Below are 17,901 nucleotides of genomic sequence, written 5' to 3'. Positions count from 1 at the left end.
GTTTTTATTCAGCTTATCGCAGATTAGATAGGTCAATCTATCACAATAAGCCTCCTTCCATTTAGTGTTAATTTTACCTTCCCAGTTGTCTGTAACATGTCCATGATGGTAGAGAGCGGTTGGGAACGCGATACCATACCATCAAATTTGAGTTTATTGAGCCGCTGTGGACACTCCACATCCACATTGTACCACCTTGAAATCTTACGTAGTAAACTACCCAATTCTTCACCCTTGAATACAAAGTCCCCCGCTATCCATGCGACGTCCTGAGAAATATCAATATCATCGACACGCAACCGCTCACTTAATAATGCTCTTTGTCCCGGCTTCAATAGGACAGATTCATTCATTTTTAAAGAAGTCACACGTACGCTCCCCTCCAACAGTGTTGTTGTGGTATAGGGTTCGTCCTGATAGGCATTGACATTGAAATGAGTTCCGAGTACTTCGATTTTTTGTTCTGCCGTTTCCACATAGAAAGGGATTCGTTTCCCATCCGTTCCCCTATCCATCTTTGCGACCTCAAAATAGATCTCTCCCGTCATACGCACACTTCGCGCATCATTTGCAAACTTCAATGGATAGGTCAAAGTGGAATTTGCATTCAGAAAAGCCTTAGATCCATCAGGCAAAATCACTTGATATTGATTGCCCCGATTGGTTGTTATTTTATTGACCGCCGCTGCTGCAGCACCGTCCTGTTCTACCGCCTTATAAACCAACTCACCGTTTTTGCTCTTCTGAATTTCCACTCCCCCTTGAAGTGCAACGACACTCCCATTGCGAATGTCAGTTAAGGAAATTACTGAACCATCTTTTAAAGTCAACAGTGCTGCATCTTGTCCTGGAGAACCAATATGTTGGACAATTTCTATTGTTTCTTTAGGAGCTTGTTGTTGAAATAAAAACAGTGAAACAGTACCTACAGCAAGTACCGCAGCAGCAATTTTGAACCAGACGGTTTTACCAATTTCCTTAAAACGGTTCTGGTTAGAATGCTTTTTTATCTGTTGCTGTAAACGGAAGTAATTTGCCTGAACGGATACCTCTCCGGCATAATATCCCATTGCCAAGATAGTCTCCTTTAGTTCCGCAATGGATTGTTGATGTTCTGGATATTTTTGCAGCCATTTTTCCCATTTCTCGATATCCTCTTTTTCTGTTCTCCTGCAATAGTTGACAAAAGATTCATCTTGCAATAAGGCCCGTAAATTAAGTTCGTCCATTCCGCTCTGATTGTAATTTATCCAATAGAGCGATGGACATCATTTTTTCACTACTTGTTTTTAAGAAAAAATCAATAAAAATGAAGAAAGTAGGCCTACGGCTACTTTAAGGAAGACTTCTTGTTCACTAGACAGATTATTTTTGATCTTTTCTAGCGATTTATAGATCGTATTATAAATGGTATGAATAGAAACTTGATTGGCGTCCGCAATTTCCTGATAAGAGAGGTCAAGAAAAAAACGTTGATAAATTACCAAACGTTGCTTCGTTCCCAATTGCTCTAGATGTTCCTGAACCAATTGTGCGACAGTATTTGTTGTTGTGGTACGAATATACTGCTCTTCGACAGATTGATGGATAGCTGGATCGTGTACCTCTTCCGAAAAATCCAAATCTGTCAGTTGAAGCGTTTCTTTACGAAAGAGCTTTCGAAAGAATACCGTAATAATATAATTATGATGATTACGTATTTGCCGATTGCCATTCTTTTTCTCCCAAAGATGTAAAAACACATCATTGACACTATCCTGAATACGCTGCATGGACATTTTCTTTTTCAGTCCCAAGTAGGAAAGATAATGGTAATAATGTTTGTATAAGGTATAAAAGGATTCCTCACATTCATCTTCTACAAATTGATCCCAAACATTTCTTAAATCTTTTCCGGTTAGTGCAAACATGATATATTGGTAACAATGACTTTGCACAAAAAAACAAAAGTCTTATTAACAAGAGATTAACCCAAGATGAAGAATAAGAAAATTGTATGTAAATTAGAATTATAAAAATGATATAAACCTTACGATACTGACATTACTTTAAAAAATCTAATTTTTTATCAAAAACAAAGGAGCACTAATCAATAGAAAATTTTAACAGGAAATGGAAAAGCAGCTATTTATTGCAAGCAGACTTAGAGAAGTTTTATTAAATGGTCATTGGATTGCAAATACCAACTACCAAGAACAACTAGCAGATATCAGTTGGGAACAGGCTATCCTGAAGATCAACAATTTAAATTCCATTGCCGCACTCACCTATCACATCAATTATTACTTAAAGGGATTACTTGCCGCATTTGAAACGGGAAAGCTGGAAATTAATGATAAATACAGTTTTGATTTACCTGAAATAACCAACAAAGCCGATTGGGAAGAGCTCCGGCTTGATTTCATCAGAAATGCAGAGCGCTTCGCAGATAAAATTGAACAATTTGATACAGAAATTTTTAGCCAGCCTTTTTTTGATGAGAAATATGGTTCCTATCTAAGGAATATGGAAGGCGTGATTGAGCATAGTTACTATCATCTGGGACAAATCGTATTGATCAAGAAAATAATCAGCCAATGAAATGTAAAGAACTTTCCCTCGTTTTTTTGATCCCCAACGTTCAGTTAGCAAGCCCATATTATTTTTAAAAGAATCTAAAAATGGATCTTACTATTGACATAGCTGCTTAGATCATATCATTGGGCTTAGATTGAATGCTCCTGTTTGATCTTTTCACGGTATTCCAACCCCCAGTCGACCAACGATTCAGTAACGGGAACAACACTTTTCCCGTAATTCGTGATTTTATAGAAAACCCGAACAGGCTCTTCACTTGCTTGACGTGACACCAATAAATTTTGTTCAAGGTCCCGCAGTTCCTTAGTCAACACCTTCGCTGAAATCCCAAGAATCTCCCGCTGCATTTTTTTAAAATGAATGTCTTGTTTCTCACGGTTCGTTAAATAACGGAGGATCATTAATTTCCATTTTCCACCTAAAATATCCAACGCATCACGCATTGCACGTAGTTCCTCACCACAGCTTGCTTCCCTTACAGTATTTTCTTCGATGACTTTACCCATTAATTTATCAAAACTACTAGTTACCACTTGTTAACTACCAACAAATATATATCAAAACTCACTTAAATTTGTAATAACGGCTGTTCAGGGCAAAAAATCTAGTTCGATCATAGGATACTATCAGTTTCAAATAAGTTAGATGTTGCCAATAAGACTGAAAAATATAAATGAATATGAGATGAATGCTGTCATTTTAAATAAAAAAAATCAATTGGTCAATGCCGAAGTGGTACTGCGTCAATTAAAACCCGAGGAGATAAAGATTAGAATAATCGCATCCGCACTCAATCCCATCGATTATCAAATGCGTGAAAATGAATACGAAAGAAGGTATATATTTTCACCTATTTTAGGGAGGGAAGGTGCGGGCGTAGTCACAGAGGTAGGCTCCGAGGTCATAGATTTCCTCATCGGTGATGAGGTTTTCTTTGCTTGTGGCAGTATGGGAAGCAATGGCACATATTCAGATTACATTTTACTACCCGCAGCCCTCGTTGCTCTAAAGCCCAAGAATATTTCTTTTGAACAAGCGGCTGCACTACCTACATCTGGAATCACAGCTTTACAAGTCTTTGATCGCGCATCCATTACTCCCCCCGATCAAGTATTCCTTACAGGAGCTTCAGGAGGTGTAGGCCTTTTTGTGTTAAAACTACTATTGGCCAATGGTATAAATAATATTATTGCTACAGCAGGAAATGCAACAAGTTTCGAAAGACTACATCAGCTAGGATTAAACACCGATAATATCATCGATTATAAACAGTACAATTTAATCGAAACACTAAAAAATAAGGTTAATAATCAAGGGTTTGACTTTTCTATTGATGCGGTCGGCCATACCCTTTCAGAGACCTCAGCGGTCGTATTGAAACCCTATGGCTGCTATATTGATATTACCCACTTTACGACAACCTCAGCGAGAGACACACTTTTTAGCTCAGCCGCCAAAATCATCAATATCTCTAACTTTATTCACGCGCAAAACCTCAATTATACATATTTCAAACAGGCATTGAACCGTATTACAACTTATATAGAGCAAGAAACTATACTGCCTATGCCAATTCATCCGATCGGCGATCTGACATCAGAGACGATCGAAAAAGGACATCAGCTATTAAAAAATAACAAAACCGAAGGTTATAAATTAATCCTACACAATCCATTATAGTATGAGAGCTATTCCGAGAAGAATCATCACCGCCGAACGAAACGGTAAATCGTATATAAAACAAGATGCTATCGTAACGAATGTATCCGAGCATTATCCCAACCTCATTATTTCAGACATCTGGCAGACAAGTCAGATGCCAGCACAGTTTATTGAGGAAAGCCCTGTAGAAAATTCAGCCATACCACAAGTCATTAGGAATGGAACTTATTTCCGTTATGTACAAATTCCCCCCGACAAACAGCTCGGTATTGAGGCCCCGATTGGTCAGACACACCCTCTAATGCATCAAACTGCCAGTCTGGACTATATTGTGATTCTTTCGGGCGAAATCTATCTGATTACAGATACCGAAGAAACCTTATTACAAGCTGGAGATATTGTGATCCAACGTGGTACCAACCACGCTTGGAGCAACCGTTCTGATCAAATGTGTCTGCAATTGGCTATTCTTATTGATGCGAAATAGATTGCATACATCATTCATACTAAAAAACGATCATATTTATATTGTATTGAAAAACAATACTTTAATAAAAATGTTTCCAGATAACTTTATCTTGCATTGCTAACGCAATTTAGTTAAGTTTGATGTCTATGATGGCAACTTATTTTCAGTCTTTGGGTCTCTTCGACCGGGAAGATATCACCCAAATTGTTCAGCTTTTTGAATATAGGAAGCTAAACAAGAATGATTTTTTTGTTAAAGAAAATCAGCCCTGTAACGAGGTCGCCTTCATTGCCTCTGGAATTTTTCGTTCGTATTACAGCAGCTCAAGCACAGAAGATGTCACCTATTGTTTTCGATTTCCAAACAGCCTAATCGCTGCCTACTCCTCTTTTATCACCGGTGGACCAAGTGTTGAAACCATGCAGGCCCTCAGCCCCGCCGAACTCTGGGTCATCAAAAAAAGTGCTATTGACAAACTTGCTGCCGAAAGTCTAGTATGGACAAAATATCTTAAAATGATTGCTGAACAGCAATACCTCGAACTTGAAAAACGTATCTTTCAATTGCAGAAAGAAACTGCTTTGCAACGCTATACGGTCTTGCTCCGAGATCAGCCCGAATTTGTACAACAAATACCGTTGCAGTATTTAGCGTCCTACCTGGGCATCACACAACGGCATTTAAGCCGGATCCGCAGTGAAATTACTTTTTAGACATTTGTCCTATAATTCAAGTACCAGCACCTCTACTTTTGTGTTATCAGAAGAATAACATGAAGAAGAAAATACTTATCATCAACGGTCACCCCAATAGGGAATCCTTCAATTTTGGCATTGCTGCAACATATAAAGATGGTGCCGAAGAATCTGGAGCGGAAGTTCGATCGATTAATATTGCAGATTTGAATTTTAATCCCAATCTCCAGTTTGGATACCAGAAGCGAACAGAACTCGAACCAGATCTCCTACAAGCGTGGGAAGATATCCTATGGGCCGAACATTTAGTTTGGGTACACCCTGTATGGTGGGGTGGTCTTCCGGCTATTATGAAAGGTTTTATCGATAGACTCTTTCTACCTGGTTTTGCATTCCAATATCGTGAAAACTCTCTTTTTTGGGACAAATTACTCAAAGGGAAATCCGCCAGAATTATAACGACCCTGGACCAGCCCGGTTGGTATTATGCCCTGGTCTTTGGTAGACCGAGCGTAAACCAACTCAAAAGATCTACCTTACTATTTTGTGGTATATCACCAGTAAAAGTCACTTACATCGGAATTATAAAGACTTCGGATATAAAAAAGCGGAATAAATGGTTATATAAAATCAAACAGCTCGGACAGAAACAAAGCTAAAACTGATCTGGTTCCCCTTAGATCGATGTTTCAGGGAATAAACACCATCACTTGCTTTTTTGCCAAATGACAATTGTCCCTTTCCTGCTTTGCACTAATTTTGATCCGTAAATTCAAAACAACAGTACTATGTATATTTTAATTGGACTCCAGTGGGGAGATGAAGGAAAAGGAAAAATCATTGATCTGATCAGTCGTGATTATGACATTATTGCCCGGTTCAATGGTGGCGCAAACGCTGGGCATAGTATCTATCATGAAGGCAAACGGATCACTCTCAAATTACTTCCTTCAGGAATCTTTTATCCCCAGATTAAAAATATTATTGGTACTGGTGTAGTGATAGATCCTCTGGTACTCCAAGCGGAGGTGGAATTACTTCAAACCATTATTTCTGACACAGAAATAATCAATCGAATCTTAATCTCAGAGAAAGCCCACCTTGTATTGCCCACTTACAAGTACTGGGATATTTACCTCGAAGAATCGCCGCAATACCGTACTATCGGAACAACAAAAAATGGTATTGCACCCACTTATTCCAATAAAATACTTCGACAGAACGTACGCGTGGGAGATATCTTTTCCAAAGATTTCGAAGCCTATGTTTTCCAAATTTTGAATAAACAGTATGCCGAATTACAGGCTTTAGGGCAGGATATGCCGGCAGTACAAGAATTATATGACAATTTTCTAGAGGCATGCAATTTTTTTAAAAAATTACAAATTACGGATACAGAAATAATCATCAATGAAGCAATTAAGAACAATAAAAAAGTGCTGGCAGAAGGTGCTCAGGCTACATTATTGGACATTGATCATGGTACCTACCCCTATGTAACCTCTTCAAACACCATCGCATCCGCAGCATGTGTAGGTTTAGGAGTATCGCCCAAGCTTATCGATAAGATTTATGGTGTTACCAAAGCCTATTGTACACGTGTTGGAAACGGTATATTTCCAACGGAAATCACGGGCGCTCTTGCAAATGAGCTACGTGAAAAAGGTGGTGAATTTGGATCCAATACCAAACGCCCGCGAAGAGTGGGTTGGCTTGACCTACCTGCATTAAAATATGCTGTCATGTTAAACGGTGTGACCGATCTTGTACTGACAAAGGCAGATATCCTAAATGGAATGTCCGAGGTACCAATTTGTACAGCATATGAGATAGATGGTGAAACAAGAACCTTAATTGCTACGACACTTGCAGACAATGTCCCAAAACCAGTCTGGAAATTTTTAGACGGATGGAATAGTACTTTGCTTAAAATCGATCATTGGGCACAAATTCCGAAAGAACTGAAGCTATTTGTATCCTTTTTGGAAAAGGAATTAAAGATTCCTGTAAAATACCTATCCACTGGTCCCCAACGAGAAGAATTGATTATCTTAGGTAATTAATATAAGCAATATGGAACAGCTTCTAGTGTTTATCCGAAAATTTGGCCAGCTTGATAAGCGGGAGGAAGGTCTAATCAGGCAGGCATTCGAGAAGAAGAGCATTCCAAAAGCCAGCTATTTTATCACCTGTGGAAAGGTTAACAATAGTATTGCCTTCGTAGAAAGTGGTGTATTTCGCTCCCTTTATTATAATCATAAAGGTGATGATTTTACACGATACTTTATTTACGAAGGCCGCTTTATCGGAGATTTCCAAAGTTTTCTGGATCGCACTCCGTCCAATGACTATATCGAATCCGTAACTGATGCACAGCTATGGATTCTTGATATCCATAATTTCCTGTTGTTAGAAAAAGAAATCAAAATCTGGCCCTTATTGATGGCCAAGCTGTATGGCTTTGTCATTGAAAGCAAGTTAAAAACAGCGAATACCATGATGAATCTTGATGCCAAGGAACGCTATCTGCTATTTCTAAAGCTCTATCCCGGATTGGCAAATCGTGTTCCCTTAACGACGCTGGCCTCCTATTTAGGGATTACAGCTTCTTCCTTAAGTCGTATCCGAAAAAATATCACGTGAGGATACTAATCATATCGGGTCATCGTTCCTCGCGAACTTGGTGAGTTGTCACGGAACCACTCATCAAACTGAGGTTTGGCGATAAAGAATGTAATTTTATTTTTCGCTGAATCCTTTAATTTGTCTTTAAACAATGTAATAATCTGCTCTTTACTAAAAGTCTCTTTCGGTTCGATAGGATTACCATCGTCATCATAGGAAGGACTATACTCCTCATTGCTCCGGTCAAATCGCAGGGGTTCTATTTCGGGCACCACGAGTTGAAATACTTTATCCTTGGTATGCCAGATCAAGTGCAATCCAGAGGAAACACCTTCCAATTCCCTCGAATTCATTGTCGCATCGGGATTATCCAATGCAATCTGGTCCACTAGTTTATTCACATCATCCGCAGATACATCCTCTTGTTCAGCCATCCAGGCAAAAACTTCCTTTTCTGCCAGATCTGTTAGAAGTTCAAGAGTTTTAAATTTAAAACTACCATAATCCGCCAGATTGATGTCATCCTTATTAGAATTGACATTATATTGAACATAATACACTGTGCTATCAGGAAGATCTTTTCGCTCAAGTACGATTTCATTTTCTTCCACATCGAGATTCACCATATCGACTTTACCCCGAAAAAGATCCTCATTACCTAGAAATTTTGCAAGATCCACATTCATATCAACCCCTTTCAACTGCAGTGGGGCTTCTGCGTATGGCTTGACAGACTGTTTACAGGCAAATATGCTAAGCGATAAGATTGCAATGCCTATAGTCCCTATCTTTGTATTTTTCATACGTTTTGATTTTTTAAGTTTCTATTCGTCCTATTAGTAGAGGTTATCAATAGAAACATTAACAACATTTCCGTCCTTGTCAAGAACGATCTCCCCCATGGTGAAATATCCTGTACCATCCTTTGAAAAGGCAACATCCAAGCGTTGAGAACCATCTGGAGAAGGAGGCAATACAATTTTTTTGAAGATACTATTGTTTTTATCGATCAGAAACAACTCCTCCTTTGCAGTGCGAACCAATGCATGCCCCCTGTAGAATTCGGTAATATTACTATATTGAGGCTGAATAACAATCTTTCCGTTCAGATCAATAAAACCATAACCATCATAGTCAGAGAAAGGAATCATCCCTTCGGCGCTCCGACTGATGTCTACATATCTAAGGTTGGCGGGAAGATCGACCCGTTTATTCTGGTAATCTAGCAAAAAAGTCTCCCTACCTTTAGTGGCATACACCCAATTCACAGTTTTCAATCCTTCAATTTTATCATATTCCATCGGAATGACCAGTTTTCCGCTGGTATTTAAAACTCCGAATTTATGCAACTTACTGCGTACCATAAAACTACTATCTGCAAGTATTTCAACGGCACTTAACAATGGAGTTTCGATCAGATCTCCTTTTAATGTATATAAATCAAACGTCTCGCGTCCCCTTAGTGTGTATTTTGCAACGAATAGCTTACCCTGTCTTTCTATAGTCGTATACTTAAAAGGCACTATTTCCTCCTGTCCATTGCGAAGTACACCCAAATCTCCTTTTTTACTTTTAAATACAGATAAGTTCGTCTCAAGCTTCCGTTCAAATCGGTAACCAGCTTTAACAGGTTCCAGCTTTTTATCTTTCACATTTAGGAAATAATCAATACTATCACTTGAGTCAAAGAAATAATCTTGACTACTACGCGTCAATTCTTTAAAACGAGGTTCAATAATAACATTACCTATGGAATCAACAATACCATATTTCTTCGCTTCTTGGTCCAAATAGGTCATATATCCATACGAAGCAGCACGCGAAACAGGAATCCGGCGCTCTGCTTTAATTGTTTCGTTCGATTTTCCAAAATACAATAAGAATTGCTTTACGGGATAAGGGAATGAGATGGAGAGTCGCTGTTCAACAGGTCCTAGGTATTCCTCATTGGATTCGATATATTCTCTAAGCTTTTTGATAACATCAAACACATCTTCATTTTTGTTATCACCCAACAATACTTTAAGCTCCTTCTCAATAGCGGACTGGTAGTAATTCAGCTTTTTCAAACCTTGAAACATTCCCTCAGTAAACTGCGGTTCAAAACGGTCAAGCATGGCATCCTCTACCGCTGCGGTCTGGAATTTTTGAAACAACTGGCCAGCCGACTTCGCCTGTTTCTGAATTTCCGGATGTAGTCCATAAAGTGGCATCGCCGAATAAGAATTCGATTCCACCAGTTTATCATTTGGAATTTTCCCTCGGTGACCAAGATAGTTGTAATATAAATCCAGCGGCAGATCGAGTTCTATTCCCTGTGGACTAATCGTATCGATCGTTAAATCGTAGCCCATATATTTCAACGTTTTAGCATCCGGAGCGATTGCCAAAGAGTCCAATTCATGAGGAAGTTGATATTTTATTTCCACAAGCGCCTGACTAACGGGCAAAAGACCGACTTTGGATGAATCAAGAGATTTACTTCCTTGAAACAATTGTTTAAATGAGGTTGAGAGCTGTCCTGTTTCCGATATTTTATCATCGGTAGCATCTAGCTCAAATGATGAATGTGGACTACCAAAACTTTGTACCGCTTTGAGTGTATTGGCATAGCTTTCAAATGCAACTTTCAGTGTATCGGGATTAGGAATAACAAAGGCCTTATTTTGGATATCCATCCGATTCCAGTTTACCGTATCCCAATTAACTTCCTTAGAATCACCTGAAGATAATCCCATTGAAAAGCTAAAATAAATGGTTTGATCTTTTACCTTCGCTAAGGCAGTATCAATCAATTGTACCTGCTGTTTAAAAAAGTTCGCCCGATCCTGAGGCGAAAGCTTACGGATATGAGCCAGCATCTCTGTCCGGCTATCAAATTGTCCAATGTCTTTTTTCCCTGTACAGGAAGCAAAAAACAAGATCAATAAAAATAGGAATGTTATTCTCATGCAATTTCTCTTTTCAAAACCCTAGTCATTTATTTCACCATATGATCAAATATCCTGCCTAAGTCGTAGAGCTTGCTTTAATTTTTAAACATTCAATAAAATTAACTGACACATTTTACCAGCGGTATAACAATCGGGTAGTAAAAACATTGTCTTTCAGATCATCAGAAAAATTCTTCAAACTCGTCTTTTCATTGGTCACATGCTCATTATAGACGGTCAGTTTTAATCTATTACTGATCTGATAAGCGACGCCATAACCCAATGTACTAAATTTAACATCACCGTCAGCAGTAAAATTATCAGGCATTCCTATGGTCATGCCACTTGCCTTAGTATTGGGGTCATACACATCGTAAGCCAATAAAGCTGTAACACCCGTTTTTGCGATTTCTTGGGTAAGCCAAAGATAATAACCGTTAAATTTCCGTTGATATAAATCCGTCGCCGGTTGTGTCGTAAAACTTCTGCTCGCGTAAGGCCCTTTGATATCCGCGCCTCCTGCGACACCAGGCTGATCACCAGCCACATATTCCGTCTTGAAGCTGGATTTCCCAAAGCTATTATCCAGTTCGATCTGTAAGTTTGCACCATAGTAGTTTCGACCAATGCCTTTTCCTTCATTATCATCACTGGTATGCGCAGTATAACCATTAGCGATAGCAGTGTAGTATGTTTTGGTGTCGTTGCGGACAGAACCTTTATAGAAGGAACCACCAAATCCGAGGTGCAATCTTTTATCTGCAAGGCTATCGAATTTAAATCCCAGGTTACCGATCAGATCTTTTTTGGAGTCGTAATCTTTGGCAGAGTGGCCGCTTCCGTTTACCAGAGCCAAGTCCAAATTGAGGAATTTCATTTTGCCTCCAGGATGGTAGCTGACCATCCCTCCAAGGTCACGCTCTCGTGGCATTAAGGTTTGGAAAACACGTGCTCGTTCGGGGAAATCACGGTAGCCAGAAGAATAAACAATAGAATATCCGAACGGTCTATTGAAGAGACCTGCTGTCAGACTCAGGCCTTTCTGATCGGGGTGGCGCAATTGAATAAAAGCATCCATTAGCTGTACACCATCCTGTGTCGCATCGATCTGGAATACAATACTGGAATAGGTATCTACACGGTCAATCTTGAGGCGGCCACGTCGGATCATGAAACGATTGTCCGAATTCTTAGAAAAATCACCACCGGAGAAAGAAGTTATTCCCGGCGATTGAGCCTTTTGAAACTGCGTCTGAAGGTATCCTGTGATTTTGATATCATGTGGATCATAACTTGATGGTGCATTGTTATTTTGCGCCATGGCCACTACTGGACCGATCAGAGTTGCGAGTAAAAGTGCTTTTTTCATCTATTTAATTTATTTACAAGTATTTAGGCCCATTGCTATAAATGAGCTTGTTTACTCATTAGATTAGTATTTTAAGGCATTCGTGAGCTCACTTCGTTCGGTTCACTCGGTTTGTTTTCAGCTGTGATGAAGCTATCTGATTTATTCAACTCGTTGTGCAGCTCGAATAAAGCTTGATAGTTTCATTGGAATAAAATAATCTCTAATATAATGAATGAATTTTAAGCGCATTATAGGTTTCATTAAATCGTATAAGCGCTCTTCTTTCAACGCCGTAAAAATAGATTCTCAATGTTAAGTTAGTATTAATAAATTGTTAGTCTATTAATTTTTACATATAAAATTAATGATTTGATAACAATACTTCTTTCATAGCAGCTCTCAACATTTTGCAAGTTCATAAAAAAACCAACAAGCAAAATAAGCTTGTTGGTTTTTTATATAAACAAAATTTTATTTTTAATATGACGCTAATCTTTCTAAAAAATTTCACCTCTCAAATATCATAGTAGCAATTTATATCTTTCAGTTCAATACTACTATGATATTTGTTTCAATAAAAATAAACAATTCTTACCTCGTTATTTACCATTCCACCAAACGGGAACTATAATTGATTTAGTTGGATCTCCCGACAAATCCGAAGGTACATTCGCACTGTTATATAGAAGCTCATTTGATGGATACGGAAATCTAACAGGAATCTGGTTAATTCTTGGTGGTTGATCCAGTTTAACCTGACCAGGATACATCTCATTATTAATAGGAAGTGCTGGGAGGCCTGTTCTTCTAAAGTCATTATATGCCTCGAACATCAAGAAATTAGCAATATATTTTTGATCCATAATCTGCGCATATGCCAAATTAGCGTTAGCCTTCAAAGCATTATTATTTAAATAGGTATCCGCATCTGTTGCTGCAATCCCATAAAAATCCATTGAAGCTTTAACGGCTTTATTATAGGCAGCTGTCACTGTCGCATTGACAGTCTTGTTTGCTACAAGAAACTCCGCTTCCGCTTTAATAAACTCAACCTCAGGATATACTAACCAATATAAAGCTGCATCATTTGTGCTATAAAAAGATCCTATAGCCGAATAATTTCCTATTGAATTGGATGGTGCTTCATTAGTTACTCCGATATACTTTCCAACATTAGCTGGATCCACACCAGTTCCTGCAACTACTTTCCTAGCTTGGAACGCGATTCTCGGATCGTTTGAAGCCAATAATTTATTGATATAATATTGGGAAGGTCTTGTTGTTAAAGCCCATTTACCATCGATAGCATATTGAAACCAAGGGTTTTCCGCTCCTGTTTTCGCATAGTATTTAAAGGTAGGTTGGGTTGCCAACGTAATTGCCCCTTTTGCAATCTCATCTAATGCCAATTTTGCTTGTGCACTAGCTGTCTTCCCTGGCGCATTTGAAAGTCTTAAATGGAAACGAGCCTTTAACGTATGAGCTAATGCTGTCCATTTCTTCATATCTCCCTGATAAACGAAATCTTCTGCACCAACCTTTAATACATTGTTTGTAGACGCCGCTTCTGTTATAGCTTCATCTAATAACGCCTGAATAGACGTATATATACTTTCTTGAGTATCGTATTTCGCTTTAAAAACCCCCTCTGTTCCTTTAAATGCGTCAGTGTAAGGAATATCGCCAAATACATCTGTTGTCATCGATAGGTTCCATGCTAATATTATCTTAGCAATAGCAGAATAATTTGGGTTTCCATTTGCTGTAGCTTTGTTCTTTAGCACAAAAGCATTATTCATAACATCAGGATAAGAATAATTCGTCCAAAAATTATTAACATCCTGAGCGGTGATCAGATAATTACCTTCATGATTTCCTGCGATACCACCAGCAAGGTGTTTTGTCCATAATGCCGCGATTCTAGTCGGATACCCACCATTAACTTCATAAGAGAAATTAGATAACAAGGCGGGTAATATTAAATTTTCGGGCACATCTGTAGGGTTATTTGGATCTTGATTTACATCCAAGTTTTTAGAACAAGATGTAAAAATCATTGGTGATACAAACAATATCAAAAGTATTGATAATATAATATTTTGTTTTTTCATAAGATTAAAATTTAACATTAACTCCAAACGTAAAACCTTTAGAATTCGGAGTAACTGCATGGTACAGACCTTGAACCTGATTTCCTAGTAAACTTCCTTCAGGATCTTTGTATACAAAGTCTGATTTAATCCAAAGATTACGTCCAGTAGCAGAAATAGTTACGTCTTCAAGTTTAGTCTTTTTCAACCAAGATTTCGGCAATGAATAACTTAGGGTCACTTCACGCAATTTTACAAATCCGGCATCTTCCACAAAATTTTGATCTATTGTGGAGAACCAATTTTGGTAATAACTTTGATTTTTAACTACTTCCTTTGTGTTAGTTTGACCATCTGATTCTCTTACACCCTCATGTACTATTTTAGTTCCACGATCCTCAGTTAATGCTGATGATCCATAGAAAGTAGCATAATATAAATCCAAATTCAACAGTTTACCCCCATGTCTGAAATCTAATAACCCAGATACGGAAAGGTTTTTATAACGAAATGAATTTCGTAAGCCCATCGTCCATTTTGGCATTACGTCACCAATAGGTCCTAATTCTTCAGACATTATTGGTAAGCCATCATCATCGATTAGCGTTTGCCCCTGTTCATTCTTTTTGAACCCGTATCCCCAGATGATGTAGCCATAATTTTTGTCAATTCTTACTTGCGGATTTGTAAACCCCCCTATAAAAACATTGTCAACTCCATCTGCCAGAGATTTTAGCTTATATTTGTTCTTTGCAAAATTTGTAACAATATTCCATTGAAAATCTTCCGTTTTGACAGGAATTAGATCTAACATCACCTCAATACCTGAATTTTGCAACTTACCAACATTCGCAACTAAACTTGTATAGCCTGAAGAGGATGCAATTGGTTGCTCGATGATTTGGTTGTCACTTTGTTTGTTATAATATGAAAACTCTAAGTTGATCCGGTTTTTAAAAAATTTAAGCTCGGTACCAATTTCATATTCTGTTACGATCTCTGGTTTCAAAGTATTACTTGCTAATCTACCACTCATATTAAAGCCATTGAATCCATTAAAAGGAAAATCAATATTTCCCCTTGTACCATCTCCGGGATTTGCTTTTGTAAATGTTTGTGTGGTATAATATGGAGGCGCATCATTACCCGCAACTGCATAGGATGCACGGATTTTACCAAAAGAAAATACATCATTCGTCAAGCCGAAAGCTTCCGAAAACACAAAGGACGAAGAGATAGAAGGATAGAAATAGCTATTATTTCCTTTCGGCATCGTAGATGACCAGTCATTCCGCGCGGTAACATTTAAAAACCAATAATTTTTAAAGTCAATACTTGCAGAAGCATACAAACCTACCAGTCTTCTCAACTCATCACTTTGAAATGCCTGAACAGTCCCCATCCCGCTGATATCGAAGAATCCAGGAATATTTAGATCTAAACCTCTAACTGTCCGGCGATGATATCCACGTTCATTATAGTTGGTACCCACTAATCCTGAAATACTCCAATCATCATTAAATTTATGATTTGCAGACAAGATAAAGTCATTATTCCATTGCTTCCGCTCAACCAATGCAGAAAAGTACCTACCTTTTGGAATCCCTTTAGTACCTATATCTACTTTTTCTTCCAACAGATCTGTATACGTATCCAATCCAACCCTATTCGTAGCCTTTAGCCAAGGTAAGATATCAATATTGATCTCATTGGATATTACAAAACGATTTGTTGTACTTGGGCTAGAATTATGATTGACCAACCAATAAGGATTATTAAAACCTGTTCCTGAAGTTGCAGGAGATTGCCACGAAATATTTCCATACTTATCATAGGCATCTTTCATATCAAAACTAACCGGAGCAAAATTCAAACCATATAAAAATGATTGGCCTCCATTACCTTCTAACATCCGGTTATTTTTACTATTCGTGTATGCTACTGAGGTATTCGATGTAACAAGTTTACCTAATTTAGAACCAAATGCTCCGCTAAAACTATTACGTTTAAATGTATTGTTCGGAACAATACCTTCTTGATTTGTGTTAGAATACGTTAATCGATACGTAGTATTGGCTACACCGCCACTGATAGATGCAGAATTATTCCACATTACTCCAGTTTGATAAAATGCTTTACGCGGGTCAATCAATTTTGGCATGCCATATTCATCAAGCACCTTTTGGCTTACGGAGTCCTTATGTGGGCCCCAAACAGCCGATCCTTGAGGGTTAGTTGTTCCTCCTTCTTCAGCATAACCACCGAGAGCAAGAGGTAATCCACTTCTAAATTTACCATTTACCCCCTGTAAATAAGTTGTTTGAAAACCATCCGTTATGGCATTGTCAAAGGTTACACTTGATGATAGAGATACTCTCGGTAATTTCCTATTGTCCTCGGCAAGTCCTTTCTTTGTTGTAATCATGATTACACCATTGGCTCCTCTAGAGCCGTATAAAGCACTAGCACCAGCCCCTTTCAATACAGAAACACTTTCTACAATGTTCGGATCTAAATCAGAAAGCCTGCTACCATTTGTCCCTGTAAATAGCGTAGAAATATTACTATCACCTTTATCTACAGAATTATCCATCGGAATACCATCAATGACAAATAAGGGTTCACTAGAACCTGTGATGGATGTATTTCCCCTTAATTGAATTGAAGCAGAAGATCCCGCCTGTCCACCTGAGCTCGAAATTTGCAAACCAGCCACCTTACCAGCTAGCGCATTGACAACATTTGGTTCGCGTGATGTTAGGATGTCATTGGCTTTAACTTCTTGAACTGAATAACCAACTGATTTTTTCTCTTTTTTCACGCCCAATGCCGTAACAACTACTTCTTCTAATGAATTATCAGAATTATCCAAAGTTATGTTAAAAGCCGATTGCCCTTCTTTAACAATTATTGTTTTGTCAGCAAATCCCACTGAACGGAATACAATAACTTTTCCGGTAGGTACAGATAGCGAATAGTTTCCATTCGCATCAGTTTGAGTAGCAACGTTTGATCCCTGTACAGCGATAGTTACACCGGCCAATGGTTTGCCATCAGCACCCGTTACACGACCACTTACTTTCTTCTCTTGCGCGAACGCTACTGAAGTCAGGATCATACTACCCACGAAAAAACTGAGTAATTTGTGTTTCATATGTTTATGTTTATTTAAATAAGTATGTTTATTTTTTACAAGACACTTTGGTTAGTATACTATATCTTTTCAATAATTTAAATAAGTCCGTTAGTTAGCAATACATCTTTCCGCAAACGGTGAGTCTGTTAAAAAATGTTAAATACAAAAATATAACTTTTTTTAACATTTGCAATGCATGCATAATTTTCCAATAACAATATGGTAAAGAAAAAATAACAAATAGCTTATAATCAGATTATTATTTTATACTTTTTTTTTAAAAGATTGTAAAGAAAAATATTTTATTTATCGAAATAAGATAAAATAACATTATAATAACTAAATAAAAAGGCTATACATGTT

At 38.0% G+C, this 17,901-nt stretch carries 15 protein-coding genes; 7 read left to right on the top strand and 8 right to left on the bottom strand.

The window, feature by feature from the left end:
- Window positions 1–32: 32 nt before the first annotated feature.
- Together M2408_RS23765 and M2408_RS23760 are read right to left on the bottom strand one after the other, a co-directional pair.
- The gene (locus tag M2408_RS23765) at window positions 33–1,229 is read right to left on the bottom strand and encodes a FecR family protein (protein ID WP_259187072.1); all 1,197 of its coding nucleotides are present in this window, start codon (window positions 1,227–1,229) and stop codon (window positions 33–35) included.
- A 60-nt stretch (window positions 1,230–1,289) separates the two neighbouring features.
- Window positions 1,290–1,910, bottom strand: a complete 621-nt coding sequence (locus tag M2408_RS23760) for an RNA polymerase sigma factor (RefSeq protein WP_259187071.1) — start codon at window positions 1,908–1,910, stop codon at window positions 1,290–1,292.
- A 202-nt stretch (window positions 1,911–2,112) separates the two neighbouring features.
- On the opposite strand from M2408_RS23760, the gene M2408_RS23755 reads away from it, so the two are divergent.
- Window positions 2,113–2,580, top strand: a complete 468-nt coding sequence (locus M2408_RS23755) for a DinB family protein (RefSeq protein ID WP_259187070.1) — start codon at window positions 2,113–2,115, stop codon at window positions 2,578–2,580.
- A gap of 125 nt (window positions 2,581–2,705) precedes the next feature.
- Here M2408_RS23755 and M2408_RS23750 read toward each other — a convergent pair whose 3' ends face one another.
- Window positions 2,706–3,083 carry a helix-turn-helix domain-containing protein gene (locus M2408_RS23750; protein WP_259187069.1) on the bottom strand — a complete coding sequence of 126 codons (378 nt, stop codon included), beginning with the start codon at window positions 3,081–3,083 and terminating at the stop codon, window positions 2,706–2,708.
- A 139-nt stretch (window positions 3,084–3,222) separates the two neighbouring features.
- Between M2408_RS23750 and M2408_RS23745 the strand changes: the two genes are divergently transcribed.
- The 6 genes from M2408_RS23745 (at window position 3,223) to M2408_RS23720 (ending at window position 8,046) form a co-directional block, all read left to right on the top strand.
- Complete coding sequence (locus tag M2408_RS23745) at window positions 3,223–4,257, top strand: NADP-dependent oxidoreductase (RefSeq protein ID WP_259187068.1); 1,035 nt, start codon at window positions 3,223–3,225, stop codon at window positions 4,255–4,257.
- A gap of 1 nt (window position 4,258) precedes the next feature.
- On the top strand, window positions 4,259–4,726 hold the full coding sequence (locus tag M2408_RS23740) for a cupin domain-containing protein (protein ID WP_259187067.1): 468 nt from the start codon (window positions 4,259–4,261) through the stop codon (window positions 4,724–4,726).
- 128 nt (window positions 4,727–4,854) lie between these two features.
- Complete coding sequence (locus tag M2408_RS23735) at window positions 4,855–5,421, top strand: Crp/Fnr family transcriptional regulator (protein WP_259187066.1); 567 nt, start codon at window positions 4,855–4,857, stop codon at window positions 5,419–5,421.
- 59 nt (window positions 5,422–5,480) lie between these two features.
- Window positions 5,481–6,062 (top strand): NAD(P)H-dependent oxidoreductase, encoded by a 582-nt coding sequence (locus tag M2408_RS23730; protein WP_259187065.1) that lies wholly within the window; start codon window positions 5,481–5,483, stop codon window positions 6,060–6,062.
- Between the two features lie 129 nt (window positions 6,063–6,191).
- Complete coding sequence (locus tag M2408_RS23725) at window positions 6,192–7,466, top strand: adenylosuccinate synthase (protein WP_259187064.1); 1,275 nt, start codon at window positions 6,192–6,194, stop codon at window positions 7,464–7,466.
- 10 nt (window positions 7,467–7,476) lie between these two features.
- Window positions 7,477–8,046, top strand: a complete 570-nt coding sequence (locus M2408_RS23720) for a Crp/Fnr family transcriptional regulator (RefSeq protein WP_259187063.1) — start codon at window positions 7,477–7,479, stop codon at window positions 8,044–8,046.
- A 5-nt stretch (window positions 8,047–8,051) separates the two neighbouring features.
- Here the strand turns inward: M2408_RS23720 and M2408_RS23715 are convergent, their stop codons facing one another.
- From M2408_RS23715 to M2408_RS23695, 5 genes are all read right to left on the bottom strand, one after another.
- The gene (locus M2408_RS23715; protein ID WP_259187062.1) at window positions 8,052–8,831 is read right to left on the bottom strand and encodes a hypothetical protein; all 780 of its coding nucleotides are present in this window, start codon (window positions 8,829–8,831) and stop codon (window positions 8,052–8,054) included.
- A 33-nt stretch (window positions 8,832–8,864) separates the two neighbouring features.
- Entirely contained in the window at window positions 8,865–10,979 is a 2,115-nt protein-coding gene (locus M2408_RS23710) for a WG repeat-containing protein (RefSeq protein ID WP_259187061.1), read from the bottom strand.
- Window positions 10,980–11,094: 115 nt separating this feature from the next.
- Window positions 11,095–12,330, bottom strand: coding sequence for a porin (locus M2408_RS23705; RefSeq protein WP_259187060.1), 1,236 nt, complete (start codon window positions 12,328–12,330; stop codon window positions 11,095–11,097).
- Between the two features lie 581 nt (window positions 12,331–12,911).
- On the bottom strand, window positions 12,912–14,423 hold the full coding sequence (locus tag M2408_RS23700) for a SusD/RagB family nutrient-binding outer membrane lipoprotein (protein ID WP_259187059.1): 1,512 nt from the start codon (window positions 14,421–14,423) through the stop codon (window positions 12,912–12,914).
- 4 nt (window positions 14,424–14,427) lie between these two features.
- A complete protein-coding gene (locus M2408_RS23695) occupies window positions 14,428–17,556 on the bottom strand; it encodes a SusC/RagA family TonB-linked outer membrane protein (RefSeq protein ID WP_259187058.1) in 3,129 nt (1,042 codons plus the stop codon).
- Window positions 17,557–17,901: the final 345 nt, after the last annotated feature.

It is taken from the genome of Sphingobacterium sp. BIGb0165 (assembly GCF_024810095.1).
GTDB lineage: Bacteria > Bacteroidota > Bacteroidia > Sphingobacteriales > Sphingobacteriaceae > Sphingobacterium > Sphingobacterium detergens.
Note: the sequence above shows the minus strand (reverse complement) of the source record. Positions and strands in the feature narration are given on the sequence as shown.